Annotated in this window: 12 protein-coding genes; all 12 read left to right on the top strand. The window is 56.4% G+C overall.

The features are described from left to right. Nucleotides 1–56: 56 nt before the first annotated feature. The 12 genes from mshM (at nt 57) to WBR25_RS19000 (ending at nt 12,979) form a co-directional block, all read left to right on the top strand. Nucleotides 57–947, top strand: coding sequence for an MSHA fimbrial biogenesis protein MshM (gene mshM / locus WBR25_RS19055; RefSeq protein ID WP_479748951.1), 891 nt, complete (start codon nt 57–59; stop codon nt 945–947). Further along, nucleotides 944–2,038 carry a tetratricopeptide repeat protein gene (locus tag WBR25_RS19050; RefSeq protein ID WP_479748949.1) on the top strand — a complete coding sequence of 365 codons (1,095 nt, stop codon included), beginning with the start codon at nt 944–946 and terminating at the stop codon, nt 2,036–2,038. The genes mshM and WBR25_RS19050 overlap by 4 nt, the downstream gene beginning before the upstream one ends. Nucleotides 2,039–2,112: 74 nt before the next feature. Continuing rightward, entirely contained in the window at nt 2,113–3,822 is a 1,710-nt protein-coding gene (gene mshE / locus WBR25_RS19045; protein WP_005348611.1) for an MSHA fimbrial ATPase MshE, read from the top strand. Nucleotides 3,823–3,825: 3 nt separating this feature from the next. Further along, nucleotides 3,826–5,046 carry a type II secretion system F family protein gene (locus tag WBR25_RS19040; protein ID WP_005340027.1) on the top strand — a complete coding sequence of 407 codons (1,221 nt, stop codon included), beginning with the start codon at nt 3,826–3,828 and terminating at the stop codon, nt 5,044–5,046. Between the two features lie 77 nt (nt 5,047–5,123). Further along, the gene (locus tag WBR25_RS19035) at nt 5,124–5,585 is read left to right on the top strand and encodes a hypothetical protein (RefSeq protein ID WP_139740299.1); all 462 of its coding nucleotides are present in this window, start codon (nt 5,124–5,126) and stop codon (nt 5,583–5,585) included. 77 nt (nt 5,586–5,662) lie between these two features. Then, complete coding sequence (locus WBR25_RS19030; protein WP_129504847.1) at nt 5,663–6,334, top strand: prepilin-type N-terminal cleavage/methylation domain-containing protein; 672 nt, start codon at nt 5,663–5,665, stop codon at nt 6,332–6,334. 14 nt (nt 6,335–6,348) lie between these two features. Continuing rightward, nucleotides 6,349–6,807 (top strand): prepilin-type N-terminal cleavage/methylation domain-containing protein, encoded by a 459-nt coding sequence (locus WBR25_RS19025; RefSeq protein WP_042052555.1) that lies wholly within the window; start codon nt 6,349–6,351, stop codon nt 6,805–6,807. A gap of 58 nt (nt 6,808–6,865) precedes the next feature. Further along, complete coding sequence (locus WBR25_RS19020; protein ID WP_319889068.1) at nt 6,866–7,357, top strand: prepilin-type N-terminal cleavage/methylation domain-containing protein; 492 nt, start codon at nt 6,866–6,868, stop codon at nt 7,355–7,357. Then, the gene (locus tag WBR25_RS19015) at nt 7,344–7,904 is read left to right on the top strand and encodes a prepilin-type N-terminal cleavage/methylation domain-containing protein (RefSeq protein WP_479748946.1); all 561 of its coding nucleotides are present in this window, start codon (nt 7,344–7,346) and stop codon (nt 7,902–7,904) included. Before WBR25_RS19020 ends, WBR25_RS19015 begins: the two co-directional genes overlap by 14 nt. A 38-nt stretch (nt 7,905–7,942) precedes the next feature. Then, entirely contained in the window at nt 7,943–8,833 is an 891-nt protein-coding gene (locus tag WBR25_RS19010; protein ID WP_319889067.1) for a PilW family protein, read from the top strand. 37 nt (nt 8,834–8,870) lie between these two features. Next, nucleotides 8,871–9,296, top strand: a complete 426-nt coding sequence (locus WBR25_RS19005; protein ID WP_244775544.1) for an MSHA biogenesis protein MshP — start codon at nt 8,871–8,873, stop codon at nt 9,294–9,296. Then, nucleotides 9,293–12,979: a DUF6701 domain-containing protein gene (locus WBR25_RS19000; RefSeq protein WP_479748944.1), complete on the top strand. Its 3,687-nt coding sequence runs from the start codon at nt 9,293–9,295 to the stop codon at nt 12,977–12,979. The genes WBR25_RS19005 and WBR25_RS19000 overlap by 4 nt, the downstream gene beginning before the upstream one ends. Nucleotides 12,980–13,086 lie beyond the last annotated feature (107 nt).

The raw sequence follows: 13,086 nt of genomic DNA, 5'->3' as shown, positions 1-13,086 counted from the left end.
GGCCTGTGCTGCCTTGCCAGCACAGGCTGCTTGCTTGTCGTGGCAGGTGAGATCTCATGTACCTGACCCACTTCGGCCTGCAGGAGGCGCCGTTCAGCCTCACCCCCAATACCGGCTTCTACTACGGCCTGCCGCCTCACGAAGAGGCGCTGCAGGTGTTGAACTGGGCGCTGGCGCAGGGGGAGGGCTTTATCAAGGTGACCGGCGAGGTGGGTACCGGCAAGACCCTGCTCTGCCGCAAGTTGCTCAGCGAGCTGGGCTCGGAAGCGCGTCCGGTGCGGCTTGCCTGGTTGCCCAATCCCCACCTCACTCCGGCCGAACTGCGCATCGCGCTGGCGCTGGAGCTGGGGTTGGCGGTACGGGATCAGAGCGAGCTGGATCTGACCGATCGTATCCATCGTCACCTGATCAGTCTGCACCAGCAGGGCAGCCGGGTGGTGGTGCTGATCGACGAGGCGCAAGCGCTGCCGGACGAGACGCTGGAGGCGATCCGCCTGTTCGGCAATCTCGAGACCGAATCGAGCAAGCTGCTGCAGATCGTGCTGTTCGGCCAGCCGGAGCTAGATGCCAGACTGGCCAAGCCGCATCTGCGCCAACTGCGCCAGCGGATTGGCTTCTCCTACTGCCTGCGGGCGCTGCGTTTTGACGAGACTCGCGCCTATCTGGAGCACAGATTGCAGGTCTCCGGGTATCGCGGGGCACCGCTGTTCGCAGGTCGAGCCATGCGTCTGTTGTGGCGCGCATCGCGAGGGATCCCGAGACTTATCAATATCCTGGCGCAGAAGTGCCTGATGCTGGCCTATGGTCAGGGTGTGCGTCAGATCGACAGTCGTCTGGTCCGGCTTGCCATTCGCGATACCGACGATGCCAGCCGCTTTGCGCCACGGCGCTGGTGGCCCCTGTTACTGTTGCTGGGGTGCGCCCTGGCTTATGGAGTCTGGCCATGAGCGTCATTAACCAGATGCTGAAAGATCTGGATCAGCGTCAGCAAGGATCCGATGGAGCTGCCGTCTATATTGCCCCTGCGCGTCAGCAGGGATGGTGGATGTTGCTGCTGACCCTGATCTGCGGTCTGGCACTGGGGATCCTCGGTTGGCGAACCTGGATCTACTGGCAGCAGACCCAACCCGTGACGGCTGCCAGTGAAGTGATCGCCCCCGATGCTGTGACTCCCGATGTTGTGGCAAGGGCCGCCGCGCCAGTCAGCCAGCCCGAGTCGGTCGAGGTGGCGGCCGCGCTGCCGTTGCCAAGTCAGGACGAGGTGAATGATGAGGCAGGCGAGAGTGACTCGGATAGCATGGCCGACGGTGCGCCCTTTGATGCCTCCAGCGATGTTGACGAGTCCGAGCCGACCGATGAAGAGCTGCAGCCCGAGCTTTACGCCGAACTGGCGGCAGAGCAGCAGGCAGTCGCCAGCGCGCCGCGCAAGCCGAGCGTATTGAAGATCGAGACGGTCGAGCTGTCGGCCAAGGAGCTGGCGGCACTGGCGGAGCGCAAGGCGACCACCGCCATGGCCAAGGGAAGCCTGCGGGATGCGCAGGACAACTACTATCAGGTGCTGGCCCACGATCCCTACAACCAGGGGGCGCGCGAGCAGCTGGCGGGGCTGCTCTACGGCGAGGGCCGCCTGACCGAGGCGCGTCAGCTGCTGGAAGAGGGGATCCGGCTCGATCCCCAACAGGCCGATTTTCGTCTGCTACTGGCCCGCCTTGCCATCAGCGAGGGGCAGCAGCAGCAAGCGCTTGGCTGGCTGTCCGGCTATCAGCCGGATCTCGCCAGCAACATGGACTACTACGCCACCTGGGCCGGGCTGACTCAGGAGCTGGGCCAGAATGCCGATGCGGCGGCGCTCTATGTGAAGCTGCTGCGTCAGCAGCCGGATCAGGGCCGCTGGTGGCTTGGCCTCGGCGTGGCCGAGGATGGTCAGGGTCACAGCCAGCGGGCGCTCGATGCCTATCGCAACGCCTTGCTGCACGGCAACCTCGGCGAGGCATCGACCAACTGGCTGGAACAACGAATTGGCCAACTAACCCCTTGATAAACAGCAGGTTCGATTAGCGAAGCGGAATCGGATGCGGCAACGGGTGTGAAGTAACAGAGATCGGAGCAAACATGGCACAACCCAGACTGAAAATGCGCCTCGGCGACCTGCTGGTACAAGAGCAGATCATCTCTGATGATCAGCTGCAGCTTGCCCTGCAGCAGCAGCGTCAGACCGGCCGCAAGCTGGGCACCACCCTCATCGACCTCGGCTTTATCAGCGAGGTGCAGCTGTTGCAGTTCCTCGCCCGCCAGCTGGATGTGCCCTTCTTCGATCTCAACAACCTGACCATCGACGCCGCTGCGGTGCCACTGCTGCCCGAAGTGCAGGCACGTCGCTATCGGGCGCTGGCGGTCAACCTCACCGACGACAAGGTGACGGTGGCCATGTCGGATCCGGCGGATCTGAGCGCACTGGATGCCGTCGCCGCCCTGCTCAGCCCGCGCATCATGGTGCTGGCGGTGGCGCGGGAAGGGCAGTTGCTGGAGTATTTCGACCGCCTCTATCGCCGTACCCGCGAGATAGAGAGCTTCGCCGAACAGCTGCAGGAGGAGTATCAGGACTCCGGCTTCGAGCTGGGCTCCAGCAATCTGGGGGCCAACGACGAGGGAGAGGCGACGGTGGCCAAGCTGCTGCGCTCCCTGTTCGAGGATGCGGTGCAGGTAGGGGCGTCGGATATCCACATCGAACCGGATGAAAAAGTGCTGCGTATTCGCCAACGGATCGACGGCATCCTCCACGAGAACATCCTCAACGAGGTGCGCATCGCCCAGGCGCTGGTGCTGCGCCTCAAGCTGGTGGCGGGGCTCGATATCTCCGAAAAGCGCTTGCCGCAGGATGGCCGTTTCAACATGAAGGTGCGCGGCCGCGATGTGGACGTGCGGATGTCCACCATGCCGGTGCAGTATGGCGAGTCGGTGGTGATGCGTCTGCTGGATCAATCCTCTGGCATCCTGTCGCTGACCGAGACCGGCATGCCGCCTGAGATCCTGACCCGTTTCCGTCGCCAGCTCAAACGCCCGCACGGGATGATTCTGGTGACCGGCCCGACCGGGAGCGGCAAGACCACCACCCTCTATGGCGCCCTCTCCGAGCTCAACCAGTCCAGCAACAAGATCATCACGGTAGAAGACCCGGTGGAGTATCGTCTCTCCCGCGTCAATCAGGTGCAGGTCAACCCCAAGATCGGCCTCACCTTCTCCAACGTGCTGCGCTCCACCCTGCGTCAGGATCCGGACATCCTGCTGGTGGGGGAGATGCGGGACAACGAGACGGTTGAGATCGGTCTGCGTGGTGCCATCACAGGTCACCTGGTGCTGACCACACTGCACACCAACGATGCGGTGACCAGTGCCTTGCGCCTTATCGACATGGGGGCGCCCGGCTATCTGGTGGCGAGCGCCCTGCGGGCTGTGGTCGCCCAGCGGCTGGTGCGGCGGGTATGTGAGCACTGCGTCGAGGAGAAGGCGCCCGACGAAGGGCAGGCCACCTGGCTCACCGTGCTCTCCGGCGAGGCGCCTGGCCAGCACACCTATCACAAGGGCCGGGGTTGCCAGAGCTGCAACTTTACCGGTTATTCCGGCCGGATCGGGGTCTACGAGCTGCTGGAGCTGGATCAGCCGATGATGGATGCCCTGCGCCGCAACGATGCGGAAGGGTTCGCCAAGGCGGCCCGTCAACACGAACACTACCGGCCGCTTGCCCTCACTGCCCTCGATTATGCCCGTCAGGGGATCACCTCGGTGGATGAGGTGCTGCGACTGGCCGAGGATTTGGGGTAAGCGATGGCTAACTTTGCCTATAAGGGGCGTGACAGCCAGGGCAACGCCACCAGTGGCGTGGTAGAAGCGGCCAACGAGATGGCCGCCGCCGAGCAGCTGATGCGCCGTGGCGTGATGCCCACCGAGCTCAAACCGGGCAAGGCCAAATCCGCTGCCATCGACTGGTCACTGTTGCTGGAAGGGGGCGTCAAGCTGGATGAGCTGGTGATCTTCAGCCGCCAGATGTATGCCCTGACCCGGGCCGGGATCCCTATCTTGCGTGCCATTGCCGGGTTGGAGGAGAGCACTCACAGCAAGCCGCTCAAACGGGCGCTGCACTCGCTGGGGGAAGATCTCGGCAACGGTCGTCCGCTCTCCAGCTCGATGCAGGCGCACCCCAAGGTATTCAGCAGCCTGTTTGTCGCCATCATCCATGTGGGTGAGAACACAGGTCAGCTGGAAGAGTCCTTTTTGCAGCTCGCCAACTATTTCGAGCTTGAGCTGGAGACTCGCAAGCGGATCAAGACCGCCATGCGCTACCCCAGCTTCGTGATGATCGCCATCGGTATCGCCATGGTGATCCTCAATATCATGGTGATCCCGGTGTTTGCCGGGATGTTCGCCAAATTCGGGGTGGAGTTGCCGCTGGCGACCCGCATTCTGCTCGCCACCTCGCACTTTTTTGTCAACTACTGGTGGCTGCTGCTCGCTATTCTGGCGGGGATGGTGTTCGGTTGGCGCCGCTGGGTCGCCACCACCAAGGGCAAGCTGACCTGGCACCGCTGGCAGCTCAAGTTGCCGATCGTCGGCACCATCATAGAGCGCTCCCTGCTGGCCCGTTTTGCCCGCAGTTTTTCCATGATGCTCAAGGCAGGGGTGCCGCTGAACACCGCGCTGACCCTGGTGGCCGATGCGGTGGATAACGCTTATATGGCGGGGCGGGTGCGGGATATGCGCGCCGGTATCGAGCGGGGCGAGAGCCTGCTTCGCACCGCCAGCAGCAGCGGCCTGTTCACCCCGCTGGTGATGCAGATGATCGCCGTGGGGGAGGAGACCGGTCAGGTCGATGACCTGCTGCACGAAGCGGCCGAGTATTACGAGCGCGAGGTGGATTATGACCTCAAGAGTCTCACCGCCCGCATCGAGCCGATCCTGATCGGGATCGTGGCAGTAATGGTGTTGATCCTGGCGCTGGGTATCTTCACCCCCATGTGGGACATGATGCGCGCAGTTCGCGGCAAGTAACTCGGCATCTTCACGCTTGAATGGTGGGACATGATGAGAGCCGTAAGAGGCAAGTGAGCGGTGGAGTCGAGGGCTGGATGAACAGACAGACGCAGCAGGATGATCGCTGGCTGACCGGATATAGGCGGATCGCCGTGATCATCCTGCTGATGGTGATCGTGGCGACCCTGGTGCGTAGCTATCAGGGCCACCGGGAAGAGGCGCAGCAGCTCACTCTCACCTTGCTGGGGGAACAATTTGCCGAGCGGGCACAGCGTTTGCACGGCATTTGGCTCGATGAGCGGCGCCCGCAGACACTGCATGTCGCCGGCAAGGGGTGGCAGTTTGATGCCCGAGGGTGGCCCCTGGGGTTAGTGCCGCTGCAATCCCCTTCGGAAAATTGCCGTCAGTTGTGGCTGGCTCTGATGGGTGAGACGAAGGGGGGCATGCCTCCTCTGCAGATTCTGGCCCGCCCCGATGGCAGTGGTTGCGAGATGGGGTTGGATGGTTATTGGCTTGTTTATCAGTTTTCTGACGGGCGGGTGATGAAAAAGCCTTGAATGAAACTAATCATATGACCCAACTACATGATTTTTTTGGGCCTGCATGAAATAATGTGGGGCATTACGGAGGGAGCATGACAATGAAACCAATGGCACCAACAATGCCGGAAAACGGGATGAGGAGACAGTCTGCCGGCTTTTCCCTCATTGAGCTGGTGATCGTTATCGTGATCCTGGGGATCCTGGCGGTGACTGCACTGCCGCGCTTTCTCGATGTGACTGACGAAGCGAAAAAGGCCAGCGTGGAAGGGGTCTCTGGCGGTTTTGCTACCGGCGTTTCACTGGTGCGGGCGCAATGGGAGGCGGAAGGTCGCGCCAAACAGGACAGCCTCAACACTGTGCTCTATGACGGTAGTCGCTTCTATCTGACCACTCCGACCGATACCCAGATCAGCAACGGCGAGCTGTCGCCGGGCTATCCCATGGATACCGTTGCAAGCGGTAATCCCGATGTGGATCCGGCTAATCTGACCGCCGAACGTTGTCTCAATATTTGGGAGGGGTTACTGCAAAACCCGCCCAAGGCTACGGCCAGCTTCAATGAAGTGCGCGGTAGCGGCAATGACCTGAAATACTATGCCACAGTGAGCAGTAATGGACTGGATTCGGTGTGCCGTTACTATTTGGTCAATAGTTTGAGTAAGGGCAGTGATGGCAAGTATCAGGATCCGCAAGGCAAGACTGATGCATTTATGAGTTTCAGTTACCGTCCGGCGTCCGGTCAGGTGACCACAAATATTAATTAACAGAGGAAAGTGAAATGAAAAAACAGGCGGGTTTTACCCTGATCGAACTGGTTATCGTGATCATCATTCTGGGTATTCTGGCGGTCACCGCTGCACCCAAGTTCCTGAATCTGCAGGATGATGCACGTACATCAACTCTAAAAGGTGTGGAGGGTTCTCTGAACTCCGCAGGTGCGATGGTTTATAGCAAATCAGTTATCGCCGGTAATGATAAGTTGCCTGATACGACCTTGGATATAGGCAACGGTGTCAATGTCGCGATTGCTTATGGCTACCCGAAAGCAACTGAGGCAGACCTGAAAAAGGTGCTCGATTTGAGTGCCGGCGATTGGAGTTTTGGTACCCCGGCATCAAGTAGTATCAAAATTTTCCCAGCTGGAGTTTCTGCTGGTACTGCGACAAATTGTTTTGTTACTTATACCCAAGCAGCATCTGGCTCTTTGCCAACTACAGAAGTTAAAGATTGTAAATAAGCCTGATACACACAAAGATGGAGAGCGACTGTCTCTCCATCTTTTTAAAGGGCTAGATATGCCAGAACAAAATCGAGGCTTTACCCTGATTGAACTGGTACTAGTGATCCTGTTACTCGGGATTCTGGCCGCCTTTGCCGTGCCCAAATGGCTGGGCAAAGGCGGCTTTGAAACTCAAACCGTGCGTGACGAACTGCTGACCCGCTTGCGGCTGGTACAGACCGTTAATATGCATGAGCCAGCCAGCCGTTGTACCCAGCTGGTGGTTGCCTCTCCCCGTTTTGCCCATCGTACTTATGCTGCGTGTCCTGCCAGCGATGATCTGAGCATTGGCTGGACTGATAATCTGCGCACCCGTGGTCGGTTGGTGACCGCCTCTGACGGAATCACTCTTTCCCTGAACAGCAACAAAAGCTTCGTACTCCGCTTCGATCAGATGGGCAGACCGCTAGGCAGCTGTGCCAACGGTTGTACCTTGCTGGTGAGTGATGGTCGCGAAACCAGCCGCATCAAGATTGAGTCAGAGGGGTTTATTCATGAGATCCCTTAAGCGTGGTTTTACCCTGATCGAGCTGATCGTCAGCATAGTGCTGCTGGCGGTGGCGCTGACCGGCATTCTCGGTTTACTCATCAATCAGGCGCCGCAGGCGGTGGATCCGGTGCAGCAGGTACGCGCCGCCCAGCTTGCCCAGCGCCTCTCCGGCGAGATCTTGCAAAAGTCGTTTGATGAACATTCGGATCATAATGGTGGTCGTTATCGTTGTGGCGAGCAGGTGGCAGGGGTGACCATCTCTTCCTGCTCCACCAGTTATGGCCCGGATGGCGAGCCCGCATCCTATGCCTATAACGATGTGGATGATTTCGATACCGCAGGTGGCTGGGTGGATGCCAACACCCTGACCCAAACTGAGGTGGGAGTCAGCAGCGAGGAGTATCGCAACTATCAGGTGAAAATTGCGGTGCGTGGAGCCGATTTCAGCGACGGCACCTTCAAGAGTTGTGCCGCCCCCTGCTCTGTGGGCAAGCGCATTGATCTGCAGATCAAGCTACCGGATCAGAGCGTGCTCGATTTCTCCTTTTATCGGGGGAACTACTGATGGATCGCTCCGCTGTTGGGTGTTGCTTACCTGTCCGAATGTCCGCGCCTGTAACCACTTCCGGCGTTCGATTACGCCTGGCGGCCAATCGAACCTACCGTAAACCTCGGGGTAATCGTGGCTTTACCCTGGTCGAGCTGGTGATGGTCATCCTGCTGCTCGGGATAATGGCGACCTTTACCAGCCAGTTTATCGGTATCGGTACCCAGATTTATGGCGATGCCAGCAGCCGTGAGCAACTGATGAGCGATGCCCGCTTCGCCATGGAGCGGCTTAACCGCGAACTGCGCGATGCGGTGCCGGGCTCGGAGCGGATCGAGACGACTGGCGGGACATGGGTCGACACCGGTGCCTGTTTGCGGTTCTGGCCCATCAGCACCTCCAGCCGCTATTTGGCGCTTAACCGCGCCATGTCGGGGAGCACGGCCACCCTTGAGCTGGTGATGGCGACCCCGGCTTCTGCTGCCAATCCGCTGGATGTGGATGCCACCGCCGTTAAAAAAGACGATCAGCTGATTGTATTCCCCGTGCCGGACAAAAATGTCGGTTCGCTTACTGCAGGCTGCGATTATGGCCGTTGTGTAGCCAGGGTTACCGATGTGCTGACGCCCGTATCCGGAGCGCAAACCATCCGCTATACCAGTGCCGAGAGTCTGACTGGCCTCTCTCCAGGCAGCCGGGTCTACTTTGCCAACCAGCAGGTTCGCTACTGTGTGGAAGGAAACACGCTGACCCGTGCCACAGCCCCCATTGGAGCATCCTTACCTGCACAGGGCGTGTTGATGGCGGATTCCCTTCGTATTGGCACCTTCTATCGGGAAACCTCGGCGTTTAACGCCGAAGGGGAGTTTGGCATGCGCTTTGTCTTCGAGCGCAAGGGGGAGTCGGTCACCTTCAACCACAAGATAGAGGTGTTCAATGTGCCCTGATCCACAGGCTTTCGGACGGATGCGAGGCAGTGCCTTGATGATCGCCCTGTTTGTGATTGTGGTGATGGCGCTGCTGGCGGCTGCAATGGGCCGTTTTCTGGTCGATAGCGGCGAGAAAAATACCGTGGAGGTGCGCAGCGTGCGGGCCCTGCTGGCCGCCCAGAGCGGTCTGGAAGTGGCACTCTATCGGTTGTTCCCCAAGCGCACTCTTGCCCAACCGAACCCACCTGCGGTCTGCCTGGCAAGCAGCCCACTGAGCTTTGCCAGCAATCCAGGGCTGACCAACTGTCAGGCTGTGGTTCGTTGCGCCACGGTGCCGGTGACCTATAACGGATCTGTGACCAATGGCTATCGTCTCGAGAGTGTCGGAACCTGTGGCAGCTCGGACCTTAACAGTGCCAACCCTGATTTTGCCGTGAGCCGAACCCTGATGGTCGAAGCTTATGATGGAGGCCAGATATGAGCCAAAAAATGAAGTGTTTTTTGCTATGGCTGCTGCTTTTGGTCTCTCAGTTGGCTCGAGCAGATATTGTTTTACCTGGACAGTTTTTGATTGGTGATAATACAAGTAATGCCCTTCGTCCAACTACCTTGGTTTCGACTCGATTTTCGGCTTACATACCTGTCAACCCTATCCATTTTTATATTAGTCACCCTGTGACCTTATCCGAGCTCCGGCTTGAGAGCGCTACTGGTTTGGATGCAGGAGCTAATTTTGTTATTTGGGACAGCCTAGGAAATGTAGTGCTGAATGAGAGGGCTAATGACTATTCACGGGATAGGGTATCTCGTTATGGCGGATGGTTGCTAAACCCCGGTGAGTACAAGATGGCTGTTTGGGGTGGTTGTTTTTCAAATGGGTACTATTGGGGGGCGTATGACCCTTATTGTAGAGACTGGGATGACTTTTCATTCAAAGATATAAGGTTGGTAACCAATGGTGCTACGACAGCGTTTCATTTTATTGAACGTTCCCATATAGGTGAGAATACTGATGCTACTCGCTGGTATCCCCCCGCGCCAAACGGTACTTATATATTATATCAATTCACGCTTAATAAGCGGTCACAATTGAATGCACTCACGTTATATAACTTGCGTGATTGGGGAGTGAATAACGGTTCACGCATGTTCATCCGTCCAGTTGGTAGTGCATATACACCATTGGTTTATTACTTCAATAGCAATGGGGATGTCAATTGGAATATAAACTATGAGCTTGCTGCTGGTAATTACGAATTATGGATCGAAACAGTAAATGCCAGAGATAGGGATGATATAAGCTGGGATGATATGATCCTGCGTTACACGCCTAAAAATGATATTCCTGTACTTGATGATTTATGTACACAGGTTTTTCCTTATCCAGCCCAAGGTCGAGAAAGTAGCGACAGAATTGACTTCTCAGGGAATACGAATTATACGGCAGGGCAGTTATTTGGTTCTCAAGGGGGTCGCCTTGGATACGGTCCTAATGGTCAGATAAAAGGTACATCTGGTCTAAACTGTGATAATAGCGCTTGTGTTGCTGCAGGTATGGTAAATGGCTGGTCTGGCGCTCCCTCTTCCCGGTTTCCATTAAGTGCAGGTAGTAACATTTCCGTTGGTTTTGCCGAAACGCGTTTTCTCACTGCCGTAGAGGGCAATCAGTTTGGGACAATTAGCACAGCTCATCAGTCACAAATAAATATCGAGAACTCGGGTATTAGCATTAAAGTTCTTGACTTGGGAAGTGGGCGTGGTGGTAGAGATTATACGGTGAAGTTGGCCGCTGGCGATTACTGGATCGAAACATTGAAGATGAATAATGATACATCGATCATTGTTGATGGCCCGGTTCGTATATTTGTTAAAAATCTCGATATGGGATCGGCTAGCTACATTAACAGTCCTGGCTCAAATATTTCCGGTGACATCAGCAAGTTACTGATGGTTGTTTATGATAGTGCATATTTAGCCAATGGTTCAACCCTATCCGGGATGGTCTATCAAGCAGATAGCTCAGCTAAAACTATTAACTTATCTTCTGCTTCATATTTAATGGGGCGCGTGAATGGTAAATCCGTGGTGTTAGGCAATAACTCGCGCATCGATAGCCAATCTTTCCAATGTACAGCTACGGCGGTTGTTGACCATTATGAGGTTTATTATCCTTCTTCCTCATTGACGTGTGAACCCGCACAGGTTCGGCTTGCCGCGTGTCTTGATAACAGTTGTAGCCAACTTTATAAAGGTAATGCCAGTGTCAGTATGACGCCGAGCAACGGATGGAGTAGTAACCCGGTCAGCTTGGGTAGTTCAGGAACAGCTGATATCACATTATCTTCTCTGGCTGCCAAGAGTGTTGTCATTGGGTTATCAAGCGCAAATCCCTCGGCGTTATTACGTTGTTATCGCGATGGTGTGCTTGATAGCAGTTGTTCTATGAATTTTTCCGATGCTGCTCTGCAGTTTGATTTCTCCACCTTTTATGCCGGTAGTTCAACAAACTCGACGATTCGAGCCATTAAATCCAGCGATGTTGGAGCAACCAAGGTATGCGTTCCATTATTGACAGGAAATCAGACCCTGCAATTCGGCTCTACCAAGGTCGTGTCTGATACTGCCAGCAATGCAGTGCCGACGATCAATGGCAGCACAATATCGCCAAGTGGGAACGTTAACGTATCGTTCGATAGCAATGGAGTTGGCCAGTTGACGTTGCAATATCCGGATGCCGGTGTGTTGCGACTGGATACTACTTTCCTTAAGAAGGATGTCACAGGCACCCTCAAGTTGACCGGTAGTGATACCGTTGCCGTGATTCCCAAAGCGATCGCACTCCAGGCTCAAGGACAGAGTGTGTGCTCGGGAAATAACGACAGTACTTATGCCACTTGTCCTATCTATCGCAAAGCGGGCGAGCCTTTTACTTTACAAGCCAGTGCAGTCAATACTCAGGATCAGTTAACCCCAGGGTTTACTACCAGTAATAAAACGCTCTCTTGGGCCCTGTTAGCGCCGACAACGGGCGTCAGCGGAGCATTTTCGCCAACCACGATCACGTTGGCGAGCGGGGTAGCAAACGTGACGGCGAATTGGTCTGAGGTCGGGGTGATCCGGTTAGGCGTCAGCAACTTTGTGCCTTATCCCGCTTATCAGGATGAATTACCCCAACTTGAGACTGTGTTGCGATGGAGCGTACCCATCGGTCGTTTTGTCCCTTGGGATTACAGTTTGAGTAATGGCTTTATCACGCCTGCCTGCAATGCCTTTACATACATGAGCCAGCCCTTTGCCAGCGGTTTTGTCCTCACTGCACGCAATCTGCAGAAAGGGACGACACAGAACTATCAGGGGGCGTTCGCTAAAGGGGTTGCTGAGATGGTGGCGGCTAATGCTCTGGATGGGGTTGCTCGTGACAAGCGTATTACACTATCTCCCTCGCTCAGCTGGGCAAGTGGCGTCGCCAGTATAAATCAGCAGTCGCCTTTGGGGCTGAATACCCGCTTTGATCGTGCTGCGAGTCCAGAAGCACCGTTTGCCACGTTGAGCTTTGGTATCAAAGTCGATGATCAGGATGGCGGTACTACGCTGTTGGCGAATCCGAATATGAATGCGGGTGTAGCAGGGGATTGTTCCAAATCGGGGCAAGGGTGTAATGCGGTGCTGCTGGGTACTCAAAAGCTGTTGTACGGCCGCCTGCAGGCTGGTACGGCGGCTGGCCTGGCCTCGGCGCCGCTGGCCATTCCACTGCAGATGCAATATTACGAAGCGGGCAACTGGCTGCAAAACAAGGAAGATCAATGTACCCAGCTCTCTTTGGCCAATCAGGGGTTCACTTTCCTCAATCCGAGTCACACCTTTGATGCGGCGACTCGCGAGCTGAATTTGGGGGCGGGTCGCAAGATCAAGCTGGGGTTGGGCAGTTCTGCACCGGGTGGGGATGCTGCACTGGCGAAAGATGGGGAGATCTTGTTCCACTTTGCCAAGCCGGACATCTCGGTGCGCATTCCCTACAAGGTCGATTTGGCAAAACAGCCATCATCGCCACTCTGGTTGTCTGACCCAACGAGTGCCAATGACGGCAACCTGCAAGGTGAGGCCATTTTCGGCTCCAGCCGGGGTAATGACAGAATTATTTATCGGCGCGAAGTATTGCAGTAATTGATGTGTAAGGGGGGTTGGCTCAACAGCATCCCCCTAAATCCTTGTTTATTAGTGTTTGCAAGCGTGTGCGAGTGAGTGATGACTCGCATTTTTGTCGCGCCTGA

Source organism: Aeromonas sp. MTB, assembly GCF_056632455.1.
The sequence above is the reverse complement of the archived record's forward strand: the minus strand, read 5'-3'. Positions and strand labels throughout refer to the sequence as shown.